The organism is Phyllobacterium sophorae (assembly GCF_003010965.1).
In the GTDB taxonomy this organism is placed as follows: domain Bacteria; phylum Pseudomonadota; class Alphaproteobacteria; order Rhizobiales; family Rhizobiaceae; genus Phyllobacterium; species Phyllobacterium sophorae.
The window spans coordinates 83,574-104,014 of the sequence record NZ_PGGM01000012.1; the positions used below are offsets into that span (position 1 = coordinate 83,574).

The following is a 20,441-nucleotide window of genomic DNA, read 5'->3' on the forward strand; positions in this document are numbered from 1 at the left end:
GCACCAAAGCAGTGAAACGTGCAACGCCGAGCCCCGTGCCGGCACCAGCTCTGGGATTGTGGCCCATTGGCTGAAAGGTATCAATCAATCGCGGGTTCGCTAGAATTCATTACTGTCGAGCAAGTTGACGCGGTCTCTGAGCTCCGCTGCTCTGAGCGATGCGGTGAAACGAGTGCCAGATTGGCGCGCTTTGCAACAGAGAGACAAAGGGGAAGATAACCGAGGAAGGAAAATCGAGCCGTCAATCCTATGTCCTCAATGATGGCCCGATTGGGCCCAACTGGTGACCTCGTAGACAACGACAAACCGCTACGGCGCTGTGAGGTCCTTTGCTGGCGCAATACCGTCGTCCCCTCCTGCCTTGATAAGCCCCGCGCGCAGGTGATCGACGTCGGATTGTTGCGCGTAGTGCAACGTGGCGAGGAAGGATTCGACAGCATACGCGGGCTGGAGCTTTTTAACCTTCTGCATATGAGCCGCAGCAGCGGTCCCATCGCCAAGCCAGCCGTAACATGCTGCAACGAATGCGTGCTGAATCTCATCCATGACAGACAGGTGCATGAATGCTTCGATCGCTTCGCCATACTGATGCGCAGCAAAGTGTGCTTTTCCAAGATGACTCCAAAATCTTTCAGGGTGATGTGGATTCAGCCGCATTGCCTTGCGGATCCATTCGATACCCTCTTCAGGCCGCCCCAGCCAGGTCAGCAGTTCCCCTTGCTGGACCACCACAAGGTCGTAGTTGGGATTGAGGGAAAGGGCGCGCTCCTGGTGATAACGGGCCGTGGTCAGAGCGTTATTGTTCACACTCACCGCGGCCAGAATGCGGTGCACGTCGGCATCATTGTCATCCAGCGCCAAAGCCCGATCCAGCGCAGCAACAATTTCGCTCCACACAAAATCCTTGTCTTCGCACCAGCCGTGGACCCAGGCCTGGCCAAGAATGCACGCCCGCCAGGCATGGGCATGGGCATAACCCGGGTCGAGCGCGACTGCTCGGTCAATCAGGGACTGCGCTTCCCGATTGTCTGCAACTGTGCCTCTGTGATGCAGCACCTTGGCGGCTAGCGCGCATTCGTATGCCACCATGTTTGCAGGTTTTGTCCGTGCAAGCTGGTCGCGCTGGGCCGCTTCGACGCGTCCGGGTAGGGTTGCTGCTATAGCTGCTGTTATTTCATCCTGGATCGCAAAGATGTCGTCCAACTTGCGGTCGAATTTATCCGCCCAAATATGAGCCGCGTTGGCTGCGTCGATGAGCTGGACCGTTACACGCACCCTATCGTCGATCTTGCGCACGCTTCCCTCGACCAGGTACTGAGCCCCGAGTTTCTCGGCGACTTCGCGCACATTTACGGCCCGGTTCTTGTATACGAAACTGGAGTTGCGTGAGATAACGAACAGCTCGTGGCGGCGAGACAATTCCGTGAGGATGTCTTCGGTAAGGCCATCTGCGAAAAACTCCTGATCAGGGTCGCCGCTCATGTTGTTGAAGGGCAGAACCACGATCGATGGTTTGGAGACAGAACGCTTTGCATCGAAATCCGCCGCCCGAGCGGGCAAAGCAGAGTGCTCAAGTCCGATACGAAACAGACGAACAGGGCGGCTTATATTTTTTAGCGTCTTCTCACCCAGGTCCTCGAGGGAAACTTCGAGACGATCGGCGATTTGTGTTGCCACCGCAGCGGTGACACAGATACCGCCCACGTCGGCAAGTTGTTCAATACGCGAAGCAATATTCACACCGTCGCCGAAAATGTCCTCGTCTTCGAAAATAATGTCGCCGAGATTGATGCCGATCCTGAATTCGATCCGCCGATCCTGAGGCACATCCGAATTTCGCCGCTGCATGCGCTGCTGGATCTCCACGGCGCACTTTACTGCGTCAGTCACGCTCTGGAATTCCACGAGCATGCCATCGCCCGTCGTCTTAATGATCCGTCCCTTGTTCTTTGCGACGGCGGGATCGATCAATTCTATCCGGTGCGTTTTGAGGCGGGCGATCGTGCCTACTTCATCGGCCTCCATTAGCCGGCTATAGCCTGCCATATCGGCTGCTAGGATTGCGGCTAGTCTCTGCTCCATTGATTTGCCAACATAACGAGAACCGATGCGCGCTTTCGGTCCGGCGATAACAGCGCGTCCGGCGTGATTTTATAGCACCCCAATGAAATCGCCTATCTTTTTTAGCGTTGCCTTCTGAAAGTAGCGCGGTGCCGCACGGTCGAGTGACGTGGACGCGCGGTTTGCGGTCGAGCCCCGACAGTTTGGCACTAAACAGCATCACCTTCGGTGAATAGATCGCTTTGACAATCGAAGTATGAGCGTTCGTTTGAAGCTGACCGCGAAACGGCCCCGGATCTGCGAAGCTCGATGCTTGACCGCATTGACAGTCGAAATCTGCAAGGAAGCGTCGCCGCCCGCTGTCTCGCTGGCGGGCCAAGGCCATGCCAATGCCAGTTACAAACCCGCCGCTGCAATCCCGAGCATCGAGGAGAAGACAGACAGTCCTCTGATTTGCCGCCGCCGGATGTACATTGGTGTTGAACATCGTTATGCAACCCAATATTCGTACAGACGGTGGTGTATGAGGAGAACGAGTTCACGCCGATCGAAGGCCTTGGCCAGCCCGGTAATTTACGTCCCATGCAGGCCGCTTTCGTTAAACACGATGGTCTTCAATGTGGATACTGCACGCTTGGACAGATCTGTTCCGCTATCGCGGCGCTGGAGGAAATCAAGTCGACACCTAAAGTCACGTCACCGTTGATCTGACGGCGCGGGCCCAGCTTGTGCTCGATTGTACAGACACCGCCAAGACTACCTGGCGGAATGACGGTCGGCTGCCGGGACAAGCGGAATTTTTCAGGCCAGTCGCTCTGCCACTTGCCCGGCGGCACGCAGCCCGCTTTCCCAGGCCCCATGCGCGGTGGAAAAGTCTGAATTGTGGGTCGCCTCTCCGGCGAAGAACAGTCGATCGCGAATCGGCCGTGCCAAAATCTGGCGGGCGCCCGCGTGTCCCGGCAGCGCATGGCTGTAGGAGCCGCGTATCCAGTCGGTGCGACACCAGGAAGTGGCGGCGAGCGGCCGCAGATGGCGACGGATATTACTGCCCAACAGCGCGGCCAACTCATCCAGGGCAAAGGCGAACGCATCCAGCAGTCCGGCGCGCTCAATCATGTCGGCGCCGGTCCCGCCGAAGAATCCCTCCACCACCGGTCGGCCGAGCGGGCGAATGTAGTAGCTGCCGGTATCGCTCTTGCGGGGATTGCCGAGAAGGTGCGTTTCGGCCTCCAACCCGTGATTGCCATGCAGTTCGAAGAAGAGCTTGTCAGCAAGGCCAAGTGGCAACTGGCTCGATGCATGGATGTGGTCGTCGGCTTCCGTGTCAAACGCGATCGCGCCGGCAGCAAGCACATTTGTCGATGCTGTGATGACTGCTGCGCGGGCGGCGACCGGACCGCGGTCGGTGTCCAACCGGACGCCGCGACTGGTCAGCGCGATGCGGCGCACAGGACAAGACAGCCTCAGCGTCACATCGGGAACGCTCGCCGCGATAAGATTGCCGTAGCCTTCGCACACCCGCCAGTTGCCGTCGCTTGCCGCAGCGTCGTAAGCAAGGAAATCGGTGATCGACAGCCGATCAAGTGGCGCGCCGTTCATGTATCCGCTTAGCGACTGGCAATAGGCGTTCCATTCGCCGTTCGGCGGCAATGCGTCGGCTGCCCGGTCACTCGCAGGGGGATTGTTTCTCATCCGACTTGCAAGCGCATTCCACGCCGCCGCTGCTGCGGTCTGATCTTCGGATGCGAAGCCGAGATCATGCCATTGCATTTGCCATGCCGTCGGTCCGCGCGCAATCGTAAACCCACTCGCGCGGCCCACGGCTATGAGGGGATTGCGCTCTGCCGAATGCAGCCAGCCACAGCCCATATCGAGGGGGATTCCGCCCAGTTCGATGGTCCAAGCGCGACCGCCTACCCGGTCGCTGGCTTCAAGCACAATAACGGCCCGGCCGGCGGCAGCCAGTGCGCGTGCCGCAGCAATTCCAGCAGCCCCTGCGCCGACAATCGCAATCTCGTAATTCATCGTCGCCCCTGCGCCGTGAAGCGCTTCATCACCCGTCACGCCATAATTTTTATAGGGGAATCGCTCCCGCTTCAACGCGCGCGAAAGGCTGCTACTATGTGACGATGACTTTCTTCGAAACACTCGTTGCGTTGCTTGCCGTCGCCATCTTGCTATTGCAGGTGACGCGTCGCATGCACCTGCCTTACCCCGGCATCCTTGCCGCCGCAGGCGTGGCGGTGGCGATGCTGCCCGGCGCGCCCAGCATTCCGATTGATCCGCCCACCGCACTGGCGCTGTTCATCGCGCCGGTCCTCGTCGACTCGGCCTACGATTTCCCGTTAGCCGCGGCACGACGCATGCTACTGCCGCTGTTCTTTTACGCTGTGATGGCTGTGCTGGTCACGACCGGCGTGGTGGTCTCGATCAGCACGCTGACCGTCGGGCTACCGATCGCGGCGGCGATCACGTTGGGCGCAATCGTTGCGCCGCCCGATGCCGCCGCGGCCACGGCGGTCCTGTCCAATTTGCCCGTCGCCCGTCGTGTGGATGCATTGCTCAAGGGTGAAAGCCTGTTCAACGACGCGACCGCGCTGCTGCTGTTTAGTGCCGCGCTGACCGTTCAGGCGCGGGGCGGGTTCGATACCGGGACGGTGCTTCAACTGGCGTCCGCGGCACCCGGAGGGATTGTGTTCGGTATCGCCTTCGGATTTCTGGTCTCGCGGCTGCGGCCGGTAACCGAAAACACAGTCGGCGGCACCCTGCTTCAGTTCGTCTATGCGTTCGCGACATGGCTGATTGCGGAGCGATTGCATCTTTCGGCCGTTCTGGCGACAGTGGCGAGTGCGATGACGATCGCCACGCTTGCCTCGGTCGGTGATTCACCGCGCATGCGGGTGCATTCGTTTGCTGTGTGGACGACGGTCGTATTTTTGTTGAACGTCGTGGCGTTCCTGTTGATGGGATTGCAGGCTCGCCGCATCGTCGAGGCGATGTCGGCCGCCGAACTGCAGCGAGCGATTGGCTTTGCCGCGATTGTCGTTGCCGGCGTTATTGCGGCCCGTCTGGTGATCGCATTCCTGTTTCACGCTATCGTGGTCCATCGCCATCGACGCGGCCATGACCTGGCACCCTTCGCACCGGGCGAAACCTTGCTTGTCGGATGGGCCGGAATGCGCGGGCTTCTCACGCTCGCCACAGCGTTCGCTTTACCGGCAAACTTTCCCGAACGGGACCTGGTTGTCTTGACGGCCTTCGCGGTTGTGCTGGCGACATTGGTTATCCAGGGTGCCACTCTGGCGCCCATGATCCGATACTTCAAACTTGGCCGAGGGGCCGAGGCGCGCCACGAGCTTGAGGCGGCGCGAAGGTCGCTGGCTGAGGCCGCGCTATGTCGGCTTGATACGGAGGAGGGCGCCGAGGCTGAAGCCATCCGCCAGGCTTACCGGGCGCTTCGCGACGGGAGTGATCCTGTGCAGCTATCGCCGCTTGACCGCCGCCGCGGCCTTTCAGTCGCCGCAGTGCTGGCGCAACGCCAGCGCCTTGAAGAGCTGCGCGATGCCGACCAGATCGGTCCTGGCCAATATCTCGAACTCCAGGAGGACCTGGACTGGAAGCAGCTTGCGGCCGCTTCCGAAGAAGATCGGCGTATGACTGAAAGTTAGGGTGCGGCGTGATGGGGGTCGGAACGGACCTGTCCGGCCACAATGTCGAGGTGGTCCTGGTCGGCCACCGCCTCGATAATCTGCTGTTCCCGCGCAACAGATCACTGCCAATCCGGGTAACTCCATATCCGTGCCGAATGCCTGGCGAAGCAAAAAGCGGAACGTTCGCGAGGTCCTGGTTGCGTGCCCCCGAACGACAGATGCGCGGTCGCAGCTGGCGCATTTTCCGGGCTTGGCTGCGACCAGGAGGCCCCATCGAAACGCTATGCTCGTGGTTCAAGCCACATCGCGGTACCAGCGGAGCAGGTGTCCACAGTATCAACCGCGATTCTCCTCTTTCCCATCAAGGATGGAAGCCGACTGAGCAAAATGCTTGATCGAGAGTCCACGATCTGCGAAGTAACATCGGAGCGCCTCCGAATCCTGCTGGCTGGCCGCCAGCGCGACATAGGTGTCGGGCCGCAGCAAATACATGGCGTTGCGGGCAAGTCCCGTTCCCCGATATTCCTTCTGCCAAGGGAAAGTATGGAGCGGAAGTCCATGACGTTTGCACCAGTCGCGCAGCCCCCGGCTGGATTGACCATAAACATGCACTTGCCAGCCGATCGGGCGCAATGTCGCGAAATTGTCGGCGCTCGGTGCCCATGGAAGGCGATCGCCGCCGCTGACGTCTCCAGCCTTGCCTTGGCTGAGGGCGCTGTCGTGGTAGGCGATGACGAGCTGCGACACAGCACTGAACATATAGTGGCGCGCTGCTGCGAATTTGAAGAGCGTGGGAACGACCAGGGGGACAATGCGCGTGCGAATGAAGTCGGCCGCCCGTCCTTGCGCAGTCGCGAGTGTGAAAGCTTTGTCAGTGGTCGCCACAAGCTTTTGGGCAAAGGCCCGGCGCTCCGTTTCGTAAGTATCCAAAAGGGCCGTTGACGCTTGCCCCGCCAAAACGGCCTTCAACTTCCACGCCAGATTGATGGCGTCGCCAATGCCCGTGTTCATGCCCTGGCCGCCGGCTGGACTGTGAATGTGCGCGGCGTCGCCCAGGAGGAAGATGCGGCCCTTGCGGAAATGCGCGGTGACACGGTGGTGGACGTGATAGGTCGAGAACCAGTTGACCTTGCGGATCTGCACTTTCATGTGCTCGATAGCGCGGTCACGGACGTCTTCGAACTTGAGGTTTTCGGCGTGCGCCGCCCGCTCGTCGCGGACAGTCCCGATCAGCCGCGCGCGGCCTTGGCCCTTCAACGGGAAGACCGCGAGAAAATCTGCCTCATCGAGGTCAACATGCAATTCGCCGTCCAAAGCCGGACCCGCGGCATCGACGTCGGCGACGTAAAACACTTGTTGGTAGGTGCCGCCAGGAAAGCCAGTCCCCAGTGTCTGCCTGACGATAGAGCGGGCGCCATCGCAGCCGGCGAGATAACCCGCTTCGCACGCCTCGTTACCATCCGGTCGACATAACGTTGCCATGACGTGATCCCCCGCGTCGGTGAAGCTTTTAAGCTCAGTCCGTCGCTCGACCCGCACCCCGAGCGCCTCCAAACGGGTGATGAGCAGGCGCTCGTGCTGATCCTGCGGGTAGATGAAGGGACCATAAGGGGTCAGTCCTTCGGCGAGGGTTTCGAGAGGAACGCGCGTTGCCTTTTTGCCTTGGACCCACAGATTAATGCCAGCCACATTGTGACCTCTTGCCAAAATCTCCTCGGTCAGGCCGACTTGGCGATAAAGCTCGAGCGTTCGCGCCTGGACGGCGAGCGCACGTGACGTCGTTCCCGGTTCATCGGCCTTGTCGATGATGCGAACCTTCACACCTTGTTTGCTCAGCCACAGGGCAAGCACCAGGCCTGTCGGACCAGCGCCGGCAATCAGGACATCGCTGCGCTCCATCTCATCCTCCATCAAGGCGATGGTGATCCAAGCTGCGATTGAATGACAAACGGCTTGGGACATGCAATTTGATCAATACCTGCGCTTCTTTGGTGTTGGGACGGGCCGCGGTGGCTAAGGCCACGGCGCCTTTGGCGTGTGCTACGGTGCCAGATTTCAGGCGGACGGCAAGATCAGACTGATTCGCTTCGGCCCGCCGGTTTTTTCGCCGAGCTTCTGCTCTTGTCTGGTCCGTTTGCGCTGGAGCCAATTAATTTCACCAACCGCACAAAAATGCGCCAAAAGGATCGCTTGAGTCACGCTGACGTAACGCAACGGGTACTAGTCTATCCCTGTAGCCGCAAGTTAACGCGTTTAAAAACAAGAACAAAAGCTGATAAAAATGCGTTGGTGAGCGAAAGGGCAGAAGGGGAACTAAGCTCGTAATTCGATGTTAGATGAGTTCGAATGGGCTTAGGACTGCACTTAAGGGAGGCCGATAAGAAGAATACAGAAGACGACTGGCCGAAGCCTATCTCGAACGCGCTCTCAAAAAGGGGCGCGTTTTGTTTTAGTGCGCGGAAGATCACGGGCGGCGCCTGCTGCACCCCTGTGCAGGGTTATAAATAGCATTTGATCTCAATACGATAGCACCAAGAGTTAAATGATATGATCACGTTATGAGGTCGCGTCCGCTATCGCTGATTGCACAAAAATCCCGGAAATTCACTGTTTATTAACCACGCATTGTTGCAATGCGTTATATTGTGTTACTAAATGGGCAATGACTATGATCGGGGGCTTACCAGTCAAGCAGAGACGTCAGCGGGGAAAAAACCGCCCGCGGGGCATATCGGGCGCCATCTCCATTTCCTCGATGAAGTCCTTCTGGGGACTGATGCGGGCCTACTGGTTCTCGGACCGATGGGTTGAAGCATGGGCTCTTACAGCTGCAATCGCCTTGCTCACCGCGGCCTCAAGCAAAGCCAGTGTCTGGATGGCGGAAGCTTCCGGCGAATTGCTTAACTCTCTCGTCAACATCCACGATCCCTTCAACCAGAACCCTCTTGGCATTATTCTGGCCAATGCCGGAATCCTGGTCCTGTTACTGGTGATGAAGGAGGCCGGGTTCGTCGGATTCCGCCATCTGCTTTCGACCACGCTTCATCGTAAGTGGAGGGGGTGGTTAAATGCCAGGTTCAATGATGCGCTCCTCGACGCAAACCATGCGCACTATCATTTGCAGCAGGGTGATCGTGCGGCAATGCCCGACAATATCGACCAGCGCGTACAGGAATCGATCAAGGGCATGACCGGCGGTGCCATCGGTCTCGCCATGGGGGTACTCGGGGTGGTGATGTCCGTCATCTTCGTCGGGCAGAAACTGGTCGAGATGTCTACGCAGGTCACCGGCCTTGAGTTTTTGGGGGCATACGCCAGCGCGGTGCTGGCTTTCGTCGCCATCGCGTTTTATGTGCCGCTGAGCACCTGGGGGGCCATGCGTATTGGCAAAGTGCTGGAGAAACTCACACTCCAGATGCAGCAGACCGAGGGAACATACCGCAGTGAACTGACCACATTTCTTCGCCGCAGCTTTCAGGTTGCGGCCTCAGAAGGCGAAGGTGTGCAGAAAAGGGTCAATGCCCGTCTTTACGCGGGTGTCGACGGAACGTGGGCAAGGCTGAACCTCTTTGACGCCGCCTACATGTCGTTCACGGCAGTGTACAACTTTTTTGCCGCACGGATCGTGGCCTATCTTCCGGGCCTCCTGCCGTACATGGGCAACACCATCAGCCTCAAAAGTTACATTACCGGGGCTGAACTTGTCGGTTCGATGATCAACGAATGCTCATGGTTCATTCAGGTGATGCCTGCCATCGCCAACCTGAAGGCCAACGCGCGGCGCGTCACTGAGCTTGCTGCAGCCGTGGATGCGGTCTCTGTTCCTGCTGATTACTACGCAACGAGCGGCATCAGCGCGTTCACATTCAGCACCCAGCATGAACTTTTCGGGCTCACGCTGAAGAATGTTGAGCTCATGCACAGGTCGGACGATGCGCAGAGCTTTCTCTTGGCCGACCATCTGCATTTTCATGAGGGGGACTGGATCTATCTCAGAGGAGAATCCGGTTGCGGCAAGACAAGTCTGCTCAAGGCAATGAACGGTCTTTGGCCTTACGGCAGGGGCGAGATCATCTTTCCGCAGAACGCCCGCACGATGTATGCGGCCCAGGAGGTGAAGCTTCCGGGTGTCACGCTCAAGCAGCTCGTTTGCCTGCCTTTGAACGATTGCGCCTTCAGCGATGCAGCGGCTGCGGCCGCACTGCACCGTGCCGGCATGGGCGAGTTTATTGAACACCTCACGCAGGAGGAACGCGACGGAACATCATGGGACCTTCTCCTGTCAGGCGGCCAGAAACAGAAACTCGTGCTTGCCAGGATCCTCCTTCACAAGCCCAGCATCCTCTTTCTGGACGAGGCAACCGGTGCGCTGGATCCCGAGTCCAAGATCGCTTTCCATCAAGCGATCAAAGACCACTGCCGTGGCGTGACCGTGATCAGTGTCATGCATGAGCTGGATCCGCCGAAGTCAGCCGATGGACAGGATTTTTATTCCCGTGTTCTCGATATCAAAGGCGGCCGGACAGAGTTGAACAGGCTGCGGCGCGCCACCGTTCACAGGGTTCATCCGCAGGTGATCCATCCGCTTGTCGCAGCTGAATAATTCGATGCCCCTTCCGTCGGACTGACCCTCGCCGAGGGCCGCACAAGAGAAGGGTTCTTGGAATTTACAAGCCAATTTCGATTGCTGAGAAAAAATGAGTAACTTGGTTCGACGATCTCTGGCATCGGATCGAATGAGAATGTCGTTGACGAAACTCGTTTTCAGAAACGGCTTTATTTCTCTCCCGCGCAGCCCCCTTACGCTTTTTACGCACCAGAATAATCCAGCAGATCCCTGTCGATCCTTTTCTCTTGCAGGCCTGCGGCCAAGATTGTGTTCTCAACCAGATCCAAACCGTATATTGCTGAAAAATAACGTGTTATACCACAAGTAACTCGTGGAGTATAACTCGACCGGTTCGAGGTGAGGTGGTATCGCGATGAAGCAAATCGATTTCGTTTTCCGCACCATATTGGCCGAACTTGCTCAACGGGTCACTGCGGCACCCAGCAGCGCGTTTGACGTGGAAGGAAGGTTTGTGCCAGTCGCAGTGAAGGGCAGGCAATACTGGTATTTTGACCACCGGTGCGCCGGCGGGGGCAAAGTTCGGAAATATGTCGGGCCTGATGATGATGAGACGACCCAGACCGTCGCCCAATTCAGGGCGCTGAAGGACGACGCGAGGGCGCGGCGCAAGATGGTAAGGATGCTGACGCGGGAGGCCGATCTGCCAGCCCCCGACCCGCTTGCGGGCAAAATTATCCGAAGCCTGGCGGAGGCCGGTCTTTTCAGGAGGGATTGCGTCCTGATTGAACGGCACGCTTACGCGTGTTTTACTGCCTGTCTTGGCATGCAACTGCCCCAGGCCCTGTGGGAAAGAACGCAAACCGGCATCTGCCTATGCCTTCATGCAGCCGCGGACATCGCCACGGTCCGTGACGTCTTGAGATCGACCGACCGCAGCTTTGCCGCCACGTCCTTTTCTGCCGCGCGGCAAGGCGACGTTCGTTTTGCAAATGACGATGGATTTTGGATTGAACTGGCAGCGCCGACGCTGCTGGGAGCATACCTTGTCGAAGAGCCCGCGAAAGCGGTGATGCTGTACAATTGCGGCATAGAGGTCACGGTTCCCAGACCAGAGCGCTACGCCATTCATGAACTGATGATGTCAGCGCGAGCGGACGCGGACGATGGAATTCTTGTCCGCGAATATTTCCGGAAGCGCGCCCTTGTCATGATGCAGGCACTGTTGTGCGTAGGACGGCAGGCAGATCTAGCAGAAGCGTTTGAAGCTGCCTGGAGCCGAAATGATTCATGGAAAGAGCTCATCGAACGCGGGATGACTTTGATCGATGATATGCATCTGCGAAGCCGAATTCTTGAAGGTCTGACACAAGGCATGCAAGATATCGGTCACGACCCGGCCCACGTTCACTAGATTGCTTGGCAGGATTTGGTTGCCAGGATCAAGTTACCATGATCCCGGCAGTTTGCGCCTGTGCACGAAACAAGGTTTCATTACGAGCGAAACGCCCGGGACCGTAGCCGTTAATGCTTCGCCGCGCGAACGGGCGCATCGTGCGCCTTGAAGGTTTGGCACGAAGGTAATCGCAGTTCTTCCAGATACCGGTTGCGACACAGCGGCGTTTGCGCAGATGGGCGGCCGGAACGTTTCTTGCCGATGCGCTAACGGTCGATCAGAGGCTGCGGCCCGCGTGGGAAGTGCCTGGCCCCGGACCGGGTACCAGCGCTGCAAACGCATGCTGGCAAGCGGGATAATGAAGCTGCAGCGGTCAAAGACCGTCGCTCCTTCTTATCCAAAGCCGTCAGCCGGGATGTTGGCGGGGTTCCAGACAATTTCCCATAGATATCCGTTTGGGTCACGGAAGTATCCCGCATACCCGCCATAGAAGGTATCCTGGGCAGGTTTGATGATCTCGCCTCCGGCGCGAGCGGCCTCATCCAGCACCTCATCAACTTCTTGGCGGCGCACGACGTTGTGTCCGATGGTGAACGCGGTCGAGCTGACGGGCGTCTTGGGCAGGCCGGTATCATGGGCGATATCGTTCTGAGCCCATATCGCGAGCTTCAACCCACCCGATAGCGTGAAGAACGCGACGGCGCCATGCTCGAACTCGCGGCCGATAATCCCTTCGGTCGGCAGCCCGAGGCCGTCGCGATAAAATGCGAGAGAATGCTCAAGGTCGGCGACACCAATCGTCAGGACGGAAATGCGTGGTTTCATGGCAGTCTCCTCGGTTTGCCCAACGGCCACAATACTGTCCTCAGCCGTAAAGTCTTGAACAAAACGGCCAACCGAGAGCACCAATCCTGAAATGCTATCACTGCATGATGGACATGGCGGGGGGAGTTCTTTATCGCCAATGCGTGCGTGGAAGTTCTTGCGCGCACGACCAGCGCCTTCCATGGTGCAACGCTGATCAAGGATCTCGGGCCCTGAGCCATTCCTTACGCATATTGTGCCGCAACTGTTGTGTCGCTCGGGTGTTTGAATTCGACCCAAGGTGACAATGACAGAATTTGGCTCTCCCAGCATCAAAGCGAGTAATATTTGCCGGCAAGCGTGTTTAAAACAGTATCGCTCAATGGGACGACGCCGGAATCTTGTACGAAGCGTACTCCGAATTCCGCATCCTTGCGCCAGATGATTTCGGTGATCAGTGCACCGGCATATTGATCGTCAAACAGCCAGAAGCGATTGGGAATGGTACAGTGGCCGATAATCCTGATCCGAGCACCACCTCCGGCAAGATCTTGAAAATGGCATTCGGTTAAAAACTGACCGCCCAGCGTTACCAGCTTACCTGAGCGCAGCCTTGTTCTCTTGCGCTCCTCAAGACGTTTTTCGGTTTTGTTATCCGTTGCGGATGATGACATGGACAGCTGGACCAACAATGGTGGGTGACTGGTCAGAGGCGAGTGGGCATCTGTTGAGATCAAATTGATCTGATGTCTGTACCAGAAAAAAATTGCAAATCTGTTATCGCAAGGGAGGGCGGCGGAAGTTAATCCGTCACATCAGCCCGGGGGCGCGGAACTGCAACAGCTTTCAACATCGATGGAAGATCGCGCGGTCACGTCGATGTCAACGTTGGCCTTCCTCGAAAGTCGGCTTGCTGCAGACAGTCGAATTGTGACGTTGCCGCGCGCCATCGCGAGACGTCCTGAGGAGAAGCGCCCCGGGAAGTTTGATGCCAATGCGTGCAAAGCTGTTTAAACGTTTGTTCACCAGAAGGCCGACCAGTCGGTACTGCGGTGGCTGCGAACATGATGGCGCTGTGGATCATCGATCTCTGGTCAAAGCCGCAAGCCGGTGGAGCTTTGCGCTGACGTCAGCGGCTTGTCGTCCAACCCATGGCTCACCATGGGCGGGAGGCCGCCGAGGCTGACTGACCGAAAGTGATGCCCATCGGTTCCATGCGGATGTTTACCTCGACGGTGCATACGATGCATTGAGCAGTTTCAGGCAACTGAATCTGTCTGCAAGGTGGTTCCCTGACGGTGGTACCAATTGATTTTGATCCGAACCGGTTTTGCCCGCCGAAACATTCATGCATGAAACGAGTTGATAGCGCAGCCAGGAACTGTATCATTGCGCCATTGAATTTTGGATCGTTGAATTTTGTTTTTCGCGTGCAGACGCTTCAACGAAGGTCATCTTCAAAACTCGATAGAAGCCGTCATCGTCCACAAGCACGATGACGAATTGGTGTCGCTATAAGAAAGGTTCAAAATGGCCACTGGTACAGTTAAATGGTTTAATTCCACAAAAGGGTTTGGTTTTATCCAGCCCGATGATGGGGGCACCGATGCGTTCGTTCATATCTCTGCCGTGGAGCGCGCAGGTATGCGCGAAATCGTTGAAGGTCAGAAAATCAACTACGAGCTGGTTCGCGACAAAAAGTCGGGCAAGTTGTCAGCGGATCAGTTGAGCGCTGCTTAACGGCGGCCTTGGGCCGCAGCGATGGCAGCATTGCTGTAAGATATAAAACAGGCTGGGCTCGTGCCTGGCCTTTTTATCGGCAAGGGGTCGAACGGCCGTTGGTGCTTGGTTCCAAGCAGTCACGACCGATGCCACGATCGAAACATTGGTTCGATGGGATCGAATCCGCCCACTTTTGCGCAGCCGCTTATCTGCAGCGTTTCAGACTGAAGCTGTCGCCGCTTTCGGGCGAATAAAAAGTCAGCGTGGTCCTCGTCACGTTGCGCAGCTGGAAGGCATAGCCGTCCCTCAGCTCCACCCGGTAATTATTGCCGTTGCGCTCGATATTCCTGATCGGTGTCCCATCATAGATTTTCGTGTTCAGATCCCAAAGCCTGCCAGTGCACTTGCCGTCGAGCTGATCCCATTTGCCGACAAAGGCCGGCCCCGCAGCAGGCTTGACCGCTGGTTTAACGGCAGGCTTTGCCATGTTCGCCGCGACGTCGGCCGCCCGTTTGGCATCAGCGGCAGCCCGCGCCGCTTTCGCCTCAGCAGCTTGCTTTTGCTTTGCCTCATCGGCGGCCTTTTGGTCGGCGCGTAGCTTCGCGATCCGTGTATCGACCTTGGCGATGTTGTCAACGCCAAGCACGTCGGCGCAGTCAAGGAGCGGCAGCCGGTAGGAAAGCAAACCATCAAGGTCGGCGGCGTCGGCGCGCGATTGCAGATCGCGGCAGGTTGCGGACCTCCGTTCGGCGCTCGCAGCCTTTTCTTGTGCCGCCTTTGCTTGTGCGAGGTTCTGCTCGATAGCTGCCACGTGCTGCTTTGCATCCTCGATCGTCGCTGCGATACTGCCGACGAAACTTACCGCTGGCGCACAGGCCGATTGATCCACTTTCAAATGTTCTGCTGCGGATCGATTGGCATCCGCAACAATGTCCGTAGCTTTCTCGCCCTGGCCGATTTCCTCCCGGAACGCGGCCTCTTGCGAGGCGGCATCGGCAAGGGGCTGACTGGCAAATGGATGGTCGGCAAAGCAATAGGCGTCGATGGCCTTTGCATAGGCGTTGGCCTTGACGAAGCTCAGCGCTTCAATAGCGGCGCGGGTTTTGTCGTCAACGGCATAGGACGCGCCGCAAAGAACCGCCCATGTTGCGGCGGCAATTATGAGCCTCTTCATTGGCGCAGATCCTCAGTTAACCAACACGAATTGAAACGCGCGCCACCAGGAAATGTTCATCTGTATTATAATGAATTCTTGCAGAAACAGGTGTTGTTGATTTTGTTCGTGTCTAAATGTAGACAAATAGGCGCCAATCAAAATGTCCCCTTACCGGCATTTCCAAAAAATGGATGGGGAATCGAATTGTACAAAACCTCTGATTCCACAGTCTTCTCAGCCAGCGGCGCCTCTTCCCAGCGGTTCTGAGTGTGCATGGCCGCGACCCGTTCGCCAGTTTGATTCCGATCATCATGGCGATCAGCAGCCAATAGGATGTCTGATTCAGTCGGCCCCCCAGCGAATACGAATTGTGAATTCTGGCCAATGTGTCACCGGATAAGTGATTGAAATCATACGGCTATTTGACCAGTTTTGGACCTGCGTCAATAGGGATCTGCGTCTGCGGTGATCGTTAGACAAATGGTGCGGCGTGCGATGAGGTGGGTGATGACGGCCATTTTCTGATCGTTCAGCTGCGGCTGCGCCGTTTCCGCCAGCGAAGTGTCGGTGATCCATTCATTGCTGGACGTAGCTGTATGAGCCATCTGCCGCCTTTTCCCATTTGTACATGACATAGCCCGGGAGAGTGGGGTCGCCCTTCTTGTCGTAGGAGATATCACCGAGAACCGTTTTGAACGGCCCTTTTTCCTTCATTGCCTTGGCCACTTGTTTCGGGTCGGTCGATTTTGCTTCGGTGGCGGCCGCCGCGATACTTTGGACGGCGGCGTATGCGTTGAACGCGTATTCGACCGGTTCGATTCCGGCGGCACGAAACTTCTCGACGAGATGTTTGTTCGCTGTATTGTTGACCGGTTGAGGCGCAAACGTGTTCAAGGTTCCGGCAGCAGCGCCGCCGGCAATCGAGGCAAGTCTGTTTGTCATTATCCCGTCGCCGGAGACGAACTGGACCTTAAGGCCGTCATCGGCGAGTTCGCGCATAATCTTTCCCGCCTGTTTGTCGAGACCACCCCAATACAGCAATGTAACGCCGGTCTTTCGGACCCTCGCAACCAATGGCGAAAACTCTTCGCTTCGATAATCCACGCTTTGGCGGAATGCTATTTTGACGCCTTTGGCTTTGAGGGTTTTCGCTGTCCATTGGCGAGGCCGCGGCCATACGGCGTTTCATCATCAATGATTGCAATTTTCGCATCTTTGAATTTTTCGGCAATGTAGGCTGCTGCGACATCCCCCTGCCGGTCATCCCGCCCACAGGTGCGGAAGGTGTTCCAGAGCGGTTTGGGTCTGTCGGTGAAGTACGGATTCGTCGAAGCGGGAGACACCATTAAAATGCTGTTTCGGGCATAGACTTCCGACGTGGGGATTGACACCCCAGAGTTGAAGTGACCGATAACGAACTTCACGCCGTTAGCGACAAACTTGTTGGCGACGGCCATGCCCTGCGCAGGATTGAAGGCGTCGTCACCCACTGTAAGCAAGATTTTCTCGCCGTTGATACCGCCGGCAGCATTGATTTCAGCGGCTGCGGCCTCGGCGCCCTTCTGAATCTGTACCCCGTAGGCACCATAATCGCCACTGAAGGGCGCTCCTAGTCCAATCAAAATGTCTGCGTTGGCAAAACTGCACAAGTTAAGCATTGCCGCAAAGGCAACGCCGAAAAAGCGTATCACTCTCATTGCTGTTATGTCTCCCGGCGCGAACAAGCCCTGGATCGACAATGATGTGAACAGCGATAACTGCAAGGGCCGCCGATTGTTTTTCAATAGCTATTTTAATGAATGCCCGGTGCAAGTTGCGTAAGGGCTTGAACGCCATCGGAACACGGCGGCCGATATCTTTAGTTGACGAAGCGGACGACAACGCCCGGCTTGACCATTCCAGCCAGCTCCTCGGCGTCCCAGTTCGTCAAACGAACGCAGCCATGCGACCCGACTTTGTTGATAAGCTCGGGATCAGGCGTTCCATGAATGCCGTAGGTTGGCTCGGTTAGATCGATCCAGACACTTCCGACCGGCCCATTGGGGCCCTTGGGGATGGTGAGGACCTTGTCGTTCTTCCCTTGCTTAAAGTTGACCTTTGGGTTGTACCTGAAGACGGGCATCCGCGCGACGCCCTTCACCTTGTGCCTGCCCCCTGGAGAAGGATTGTCCTGGCTGCCAACTGTCGCGGGATACGCCGCGAGAATGACATCGCGGTTATCGTAGGCCGTGACCTGCCCAGCCGTCTTGTCGGCTTCGATGCGGGCCACCTTTCCTTGGCGCGGGGGACCCGGCATGGCTACCTGGACTGTCTCTCCAGGGACGAAATCCGAGCCTGGATTAAGCGCCGTCAGCAGGTCGACATGCATGTGGAATCGCTCTGAAAGTTTTTCGGCGACGCTGGTGTAACCCAAGCTGGGCATCTTCGCCTTTTCGCCGTAGTCTGCGGGAATATCGTCGACGAGGCCCTTTGCGTCGTCAGCCGTGACCGTGTAGGTGCCGATGATCGGGCCACCCGTCTCCAGCCTGCTGATTACGTCGGAGTCGATGGTGCCGTCCGGGGGCATCCCCGTCATCTTCTCGAAACTGGCCAGTGCCTTGGTAACGTTCGTTCCATAAATGCCGTCGATCACCCCCGGCGATATCCCCGCGCGGTCGAGGAGAACCTGAAGGCGGACGATCGCAGGGTCGGGATCCGCAGATGGTTTGGAAGCGCGCTCCGCCGGGATTGTGGACAGGGATGCGGAATTGATCGCGTCGGGTTTGACCTCTGCGGCCCCAGCGGCGATGACGGAAACGGCAAGTAAGAACGTGGACAGTCCAACAAATGTTTTCATGTCCGCTCAATGGAGTTGCGATGAAGATGTTCCGAAAATAATTCTTCTTCTGTTAGAATTCAGGAACCAATCGAAATCGGTAAAAACGGCATTTCAAAGAAAGGGTGCATCCATAGCCTTCGAAATTGACAGGCACCCCTGTTTGAGTTTGGCAAACACAGCCACCGAAACTGAACTCACAACGTGAAAGCAATATCGTCGGCAGATAAGTCCGCAAGCGAAACATCTTCGATGAGGATACCTTCGATTTCACCATGAAAGGCGACATAGACACCCTGCTGTGTGTCACGCGAGGCAGCGACAAAGGAAGCAAAATTATAGATGTTGGTGTCGCCCGGATAAAAGCCCCCCAACTCGATCATGTCGCCACTTTGGGTGTCAAAGTCGACGATATGGTCGATGCCTGTGCTGCTGCCGTCTACCTCATATCCAGTCCAGCGGAATGTGTCAGCGCCCGCACCGCCGATCAGACGATCCGCTCCCTCTTGGCCGGCGAGGGTGTCATTGCCGCCGCGCCCCTCGAGAAGATCATCGCCACTTCCTCCCCGGATAATGTCGTTACCGTCAGCGCCGCGTAGAGTGTCATCATGCTCACCATAAACGTTTATCTGAAAATCTTCGACATTGACAAAGGTCAAGCCCGTCGAGCTTGATCCGCTCGCGGCGTCAACATTGATCGCAACCGACAGATTGGAGACGGTGATCTGAAGCGTATCGTGGCCATCGCCGCCATCAATGTCGGTCAGCCGCGCGGCAAAGATCGAGTCGTCACCGGCACCGGCCCTGACAGTGGTGATCTCCGTCGTATTGGAGTTGACGACCGTGAAATGGTCATCACCATTGCCGCCGTCGAGCATGTCGGCGCCACCGTGGCGGTTGTCGAGCCAATCATTGCCTTCGCCGCCGAATAACGTGTCATTGCCTTCATCGCCATCGAGGAAGTCAATACCGTCGCCTCCAGAGAGGTGGTCATCGCCTTTACCCCCACTTAGTGAGTCGACTCCGTCACCGCCTTCAAGGCGGTCATCATCGCCTTCGCCATAGAGGTGGTCATTGTTTTCTCCGCCAAACAGGTAGTCGGTCCCGTTGCCGCCGAAGAGGTTGTCGCGACTGCTGCCGCCGAGCAAAGTATCACTGCCGCTACCGGTCAGTGCGTAGACCCGCTCGAAATTGTGAAAGGTCGTACCGGTCGATGCAACGCCATTGACTACATCGAGCGTGACATCATCGCTCCGATCCGTATCTTCGAGCCGCAGCATGTCGTCACCGTCGCCGCCGTCGAGCTGGGCAGACGAAAGTGTTGTTGTGATGCTGTCGTCGCCACTGCCGCCGGAAAGATGATTGGCGCCGAGCCGATCGATGATCGTGTCATTGCCCGCGCCGGCGTCGATAACATCAGCACCCAGGAAACTTTTTTCATTGTAGGTGTTCGGCAATGACTGGCCGCCGATTTTGTCCGCGCCGTCTCCGGTCGAGATCACGTCGTCACCCGTGCCACCCTCAACGGTGTCGTTGCCGCTACCGGTCGTCAGCTCCAGCCGCTCAATGCCGCGGTAGAAGAGGTGATTGGCGGTCTCTGCCGGGTCACCGAAGGTTGCGTGGCGGTTCATGCCGTTAAACGTAACTCGGCTGCCGGTCCCTGAAAGATTGATGACCAGCGTGTCGATGCCGTCACCTCCCCGCGCCGCGCCACCCGTTGCGTTGAGTTCCAGCCGGTCATCGCCATCGCCGCCATCGAGCTCGTCATAGCCGCTGAAACTCATCAGGACGTCGTTACCGGCCCCGCCATAGAGAAAATCGTTCCCAGGTCCGCCGTCCAGGGTGTCATTGGCGCCGAGGCCCCAGATATTGTCATTTTCGTCTGTCCCGAACAGCGTGTCGCTCGCATCAGTGCCGACTATCTTTACCATCGCCTTCATCCTTTCCGAGATCTGAAAGGAAGTTATAGGCAAACAACCATTCCATACAAGTATTACATTTATTGCACATTATTAATTTTATGTAGTTCAATTATACTTCAAATCTCAAATCAATATGCGGCATTATCTTTCAAATAGTGAAAACCAAGTCTGCATGTTTTTGCGTTATTTACTCTGGCCGGCGAGCACTTCGCACCGCGTCTGCGAAACATCAGGAACCGGACGTTCCCCACCTTCGAGAAGGCCGATGCCTATCCGGCGCTGGCAAAGCATATCGCTCTGCGCGCTGATCGATTCCGCTTGCGCCTGAAGTGCGAAGAATGCGGCAAT

Annotated in this window: 13 protein-coding genes and 3 pseudogenes; 6 read left to right on the forward strand and 10 right to left on the reverse strand. The window is 57.2% G+C overall.

Going from position 1 to position 20,441, the window contains the following annotated elements; translation table 11 throughout:
• Window positions 1-309: 309 nt before the first annotated feature.
• A complete protein-coding gene (locus CU103_RS22245; protein ID WP_106666222.1) occupies window positions 310-2,082 on the reverse strand; it encodes an adenylate/guanylate cyclase domain-containing protein in 1,773 nt (590 codons plus the stop codon).
• A gap of 519 nt (window positions 2,083-2,601) precedes the next feature.
• Here CU103_RS22245 and CU103_RS22250 point away from each other — a divergent pair.
• Window positions 2,602-2,783, forward strand: a pseudogene (locus tag CU103_RS22250) (2Fe-2S iron-sulfur cluster-binding protein); the annotation flags it as partial.
• 79 nt (window positions 2,784-2,862) lie between these two features.
• On the opposite strand, the gene CU103_RS22255 reads toward CU103_RS22250, so the two are convergent.
• Complete coding sequence (locus tag CU103_RS22255) at window positions 2,863-4,086, reverse strand: flavin monoamine oxidase family protein (protein WP_106666224.1); 1,224 nt, start codon at window positions 4,084-4,086, stop codon at window positions 2,863-2,865.
• A 104-nt stretch (window positions 4,087-4,190) separates the two neighbouring features.
• On the opposite strand from CU103_RS22255, the gene CU103_RS22260 reads away from it, so the two are divergent.
• A complete protein-coding gene (locus tag CU103_RS22260) occupies window positions 4,191-5,729 on the forward strand; it encodes a cation:proton antiporter (RefSeq protein ID WP_106666225.1) in 1,539 nt (512 codons plus the stop codon).
• Window positions 5,730-6,047: 318 nt separating this feature from the next.
• Here the strand turns inward: CU103_RS22260 and CU103_RS22265 are convergent, their stop codons facing one another.
• On the reverse strand, window positions 6,048-7,673 hold the full coding sequence (locus CU103_RS22265; protein ID WP_245448942.1) for an FAD-dependent oxidoreductase: 1,626 nt from the start codon (window positions 7,671-7,673) through the stop codon (window positions 6,048-6,050).
• A 793-nt stretch (window positions 7,674-8,466) separates the two neighbouring features.
• Here CU103_RS22265 and CU103_RS22275 point away from each other — a divergent pair.
• Complete coding sequence (locus CU103_RS22275; RefSeq protein ID WP_106666335.1) at window positions 8,467-10,314, forward strand: ABC transporter ATP-binding protein/permease; 1,848 nt, start codon at window positions 8,467-8,469, stop codon at window positions 10,312-10,314.
• 379 nt (window positions 10,315-10,693) lie between these two features.
• Window positions 10,694-11,692 carry a GSU2403 family nucleotidyltransferase fold protein gene (locus CU103_RS22280; protein ID WP_106666228.1) on the forward strand — a complete coding sequence of 333 codons (999 nt, stop codon included), beginning with the start codon at window positions 10,694-10,696 and terminating at the stop codon, window positions 11,690-11,692.
• A 375-nt stretch (window positions 11,693-12,067) separates the two neighbouring features.
• Here CU103_RS22280 and CU103_RS22285 read toward each other — a convergent pair whose 3' ends face one another.
• Window positions 12,068-12,499, reverse strand: coding sequence for a VOC family protein (locus CU103_RS22285; protein ID WP_106666229.1), 432 nt, complete (start codon window positions 12,497-12,499; stop codon window positions 12,068-12,070).
• Between the two features lie 311 nt (window positions 12,500-12,810).
• Window positions 12,811-13,152, reverse strand: a complete 342-nt coding sequence (locus tag CU103_RS22290; protein WP_106666336.1) for a PilZ domain-containing protein — start codon at window positions 13,150-13,152, stop codon at window positions 12,811-12,813.
• 856 nt (window positions 13,153-14,008) lie between these two features.
• Here CU103_RS22290 and CU103_RS22295 point away from each other — a divergent pair.
• Window positions 14,009-14,218 carry a cold-shock protein gene (locus CU103_RS22295; RefSeq protein WP_106666230.1) on the forward strand — a complete coding sequence of 70 codons (210 nt, stop codon included), beginning with the start codon at window positions 14,009-14,011 and terminating at the stop codon, window positions 14,216-14,218.
• 187 nt (window positions 14,219-14,405) lie between these two features.
• Here the strand turns inward: CU103_RS22295 and CU103_RS22300 are convergent, their stop codons facing one another.
• The 5 genes and pseudogenes from CU103_RS22300 to CU103_RS32550 all read right to left on the reverse strand — a co-directional run bounded on the left by CU103_RS22300 (window position 14,406) and on the right by CU103_RS32550 (window position 20,102).
• Window positions 14,406-15,374: a hypothetical protein gene (locus CU103_RS22300; RefSeq protein ID WP_106666231.1), complete on the reverse strand. Its 969-nt coding sequence runs from the start codon at window positions 15,372-15,374 to the stop codon at window positions 14,406-14,408.
• A gap of 425 nt (window positions 15,375-15,799) precedes the next feature.
• Window positions 15,800-15,961 (reverse strand): hypothetical protein, encoded by a 162-nt coding sequence (locus CU103_RS31535; protein WP_170117099.1) that lies wholly within the window; start codon window positions 15,959-15,961, stop codon window positions 15,800-15,802.
• Window positions 15,933-17,053 (reverse strand): annotated as a pseudogene (locus CU103_RS22305) (branched-chain amino acid ABC transporter substrate-binding protein). The gene CU103_RS31535 and the pseudogene CU103_RS22305 overlap by 29 nt, the downstream one beginning before the upstream one ends.
• Window positions 17,054-17,214: 161 nt before the next feature.
• Entirely contained in the window at window positions 17,215-18,192 is a 978-nt protein-coding gene (locus tag CU103_RS22310; protein ID WP_106666232.1) for a L,D-transpeptidase family protein, read from the reverse strand.
• Window positions 18,193-18,368: 176 nt separating this feature from the next.
• Window positions 18,369-20,102 (reverse strand): calcium-binding protein, encoded by a 1,734-nt coding sequence (locus tag CU103_RS32550; RefSeq protein WP_170117100.1) that lies wholly within the window; start codon window positions 20,100-20,102, stop codon window positions 18,369-18,371.
• Window positions 20,103-20,264: 162 nt separating this feature from the next.
• On the opposite strand from CU103_RS32550, the pseudogene CU103_RS32860 reads away from it, so the two are divergent.
• Window positions 20,265-20,387, forward strand: a pseudogene (locus CU103_RS32860) (Tn3 family transposase); the annotation flags it as partial.
• Window positions 20,388-20,441 lie beyond the last annotated feature (54 nt).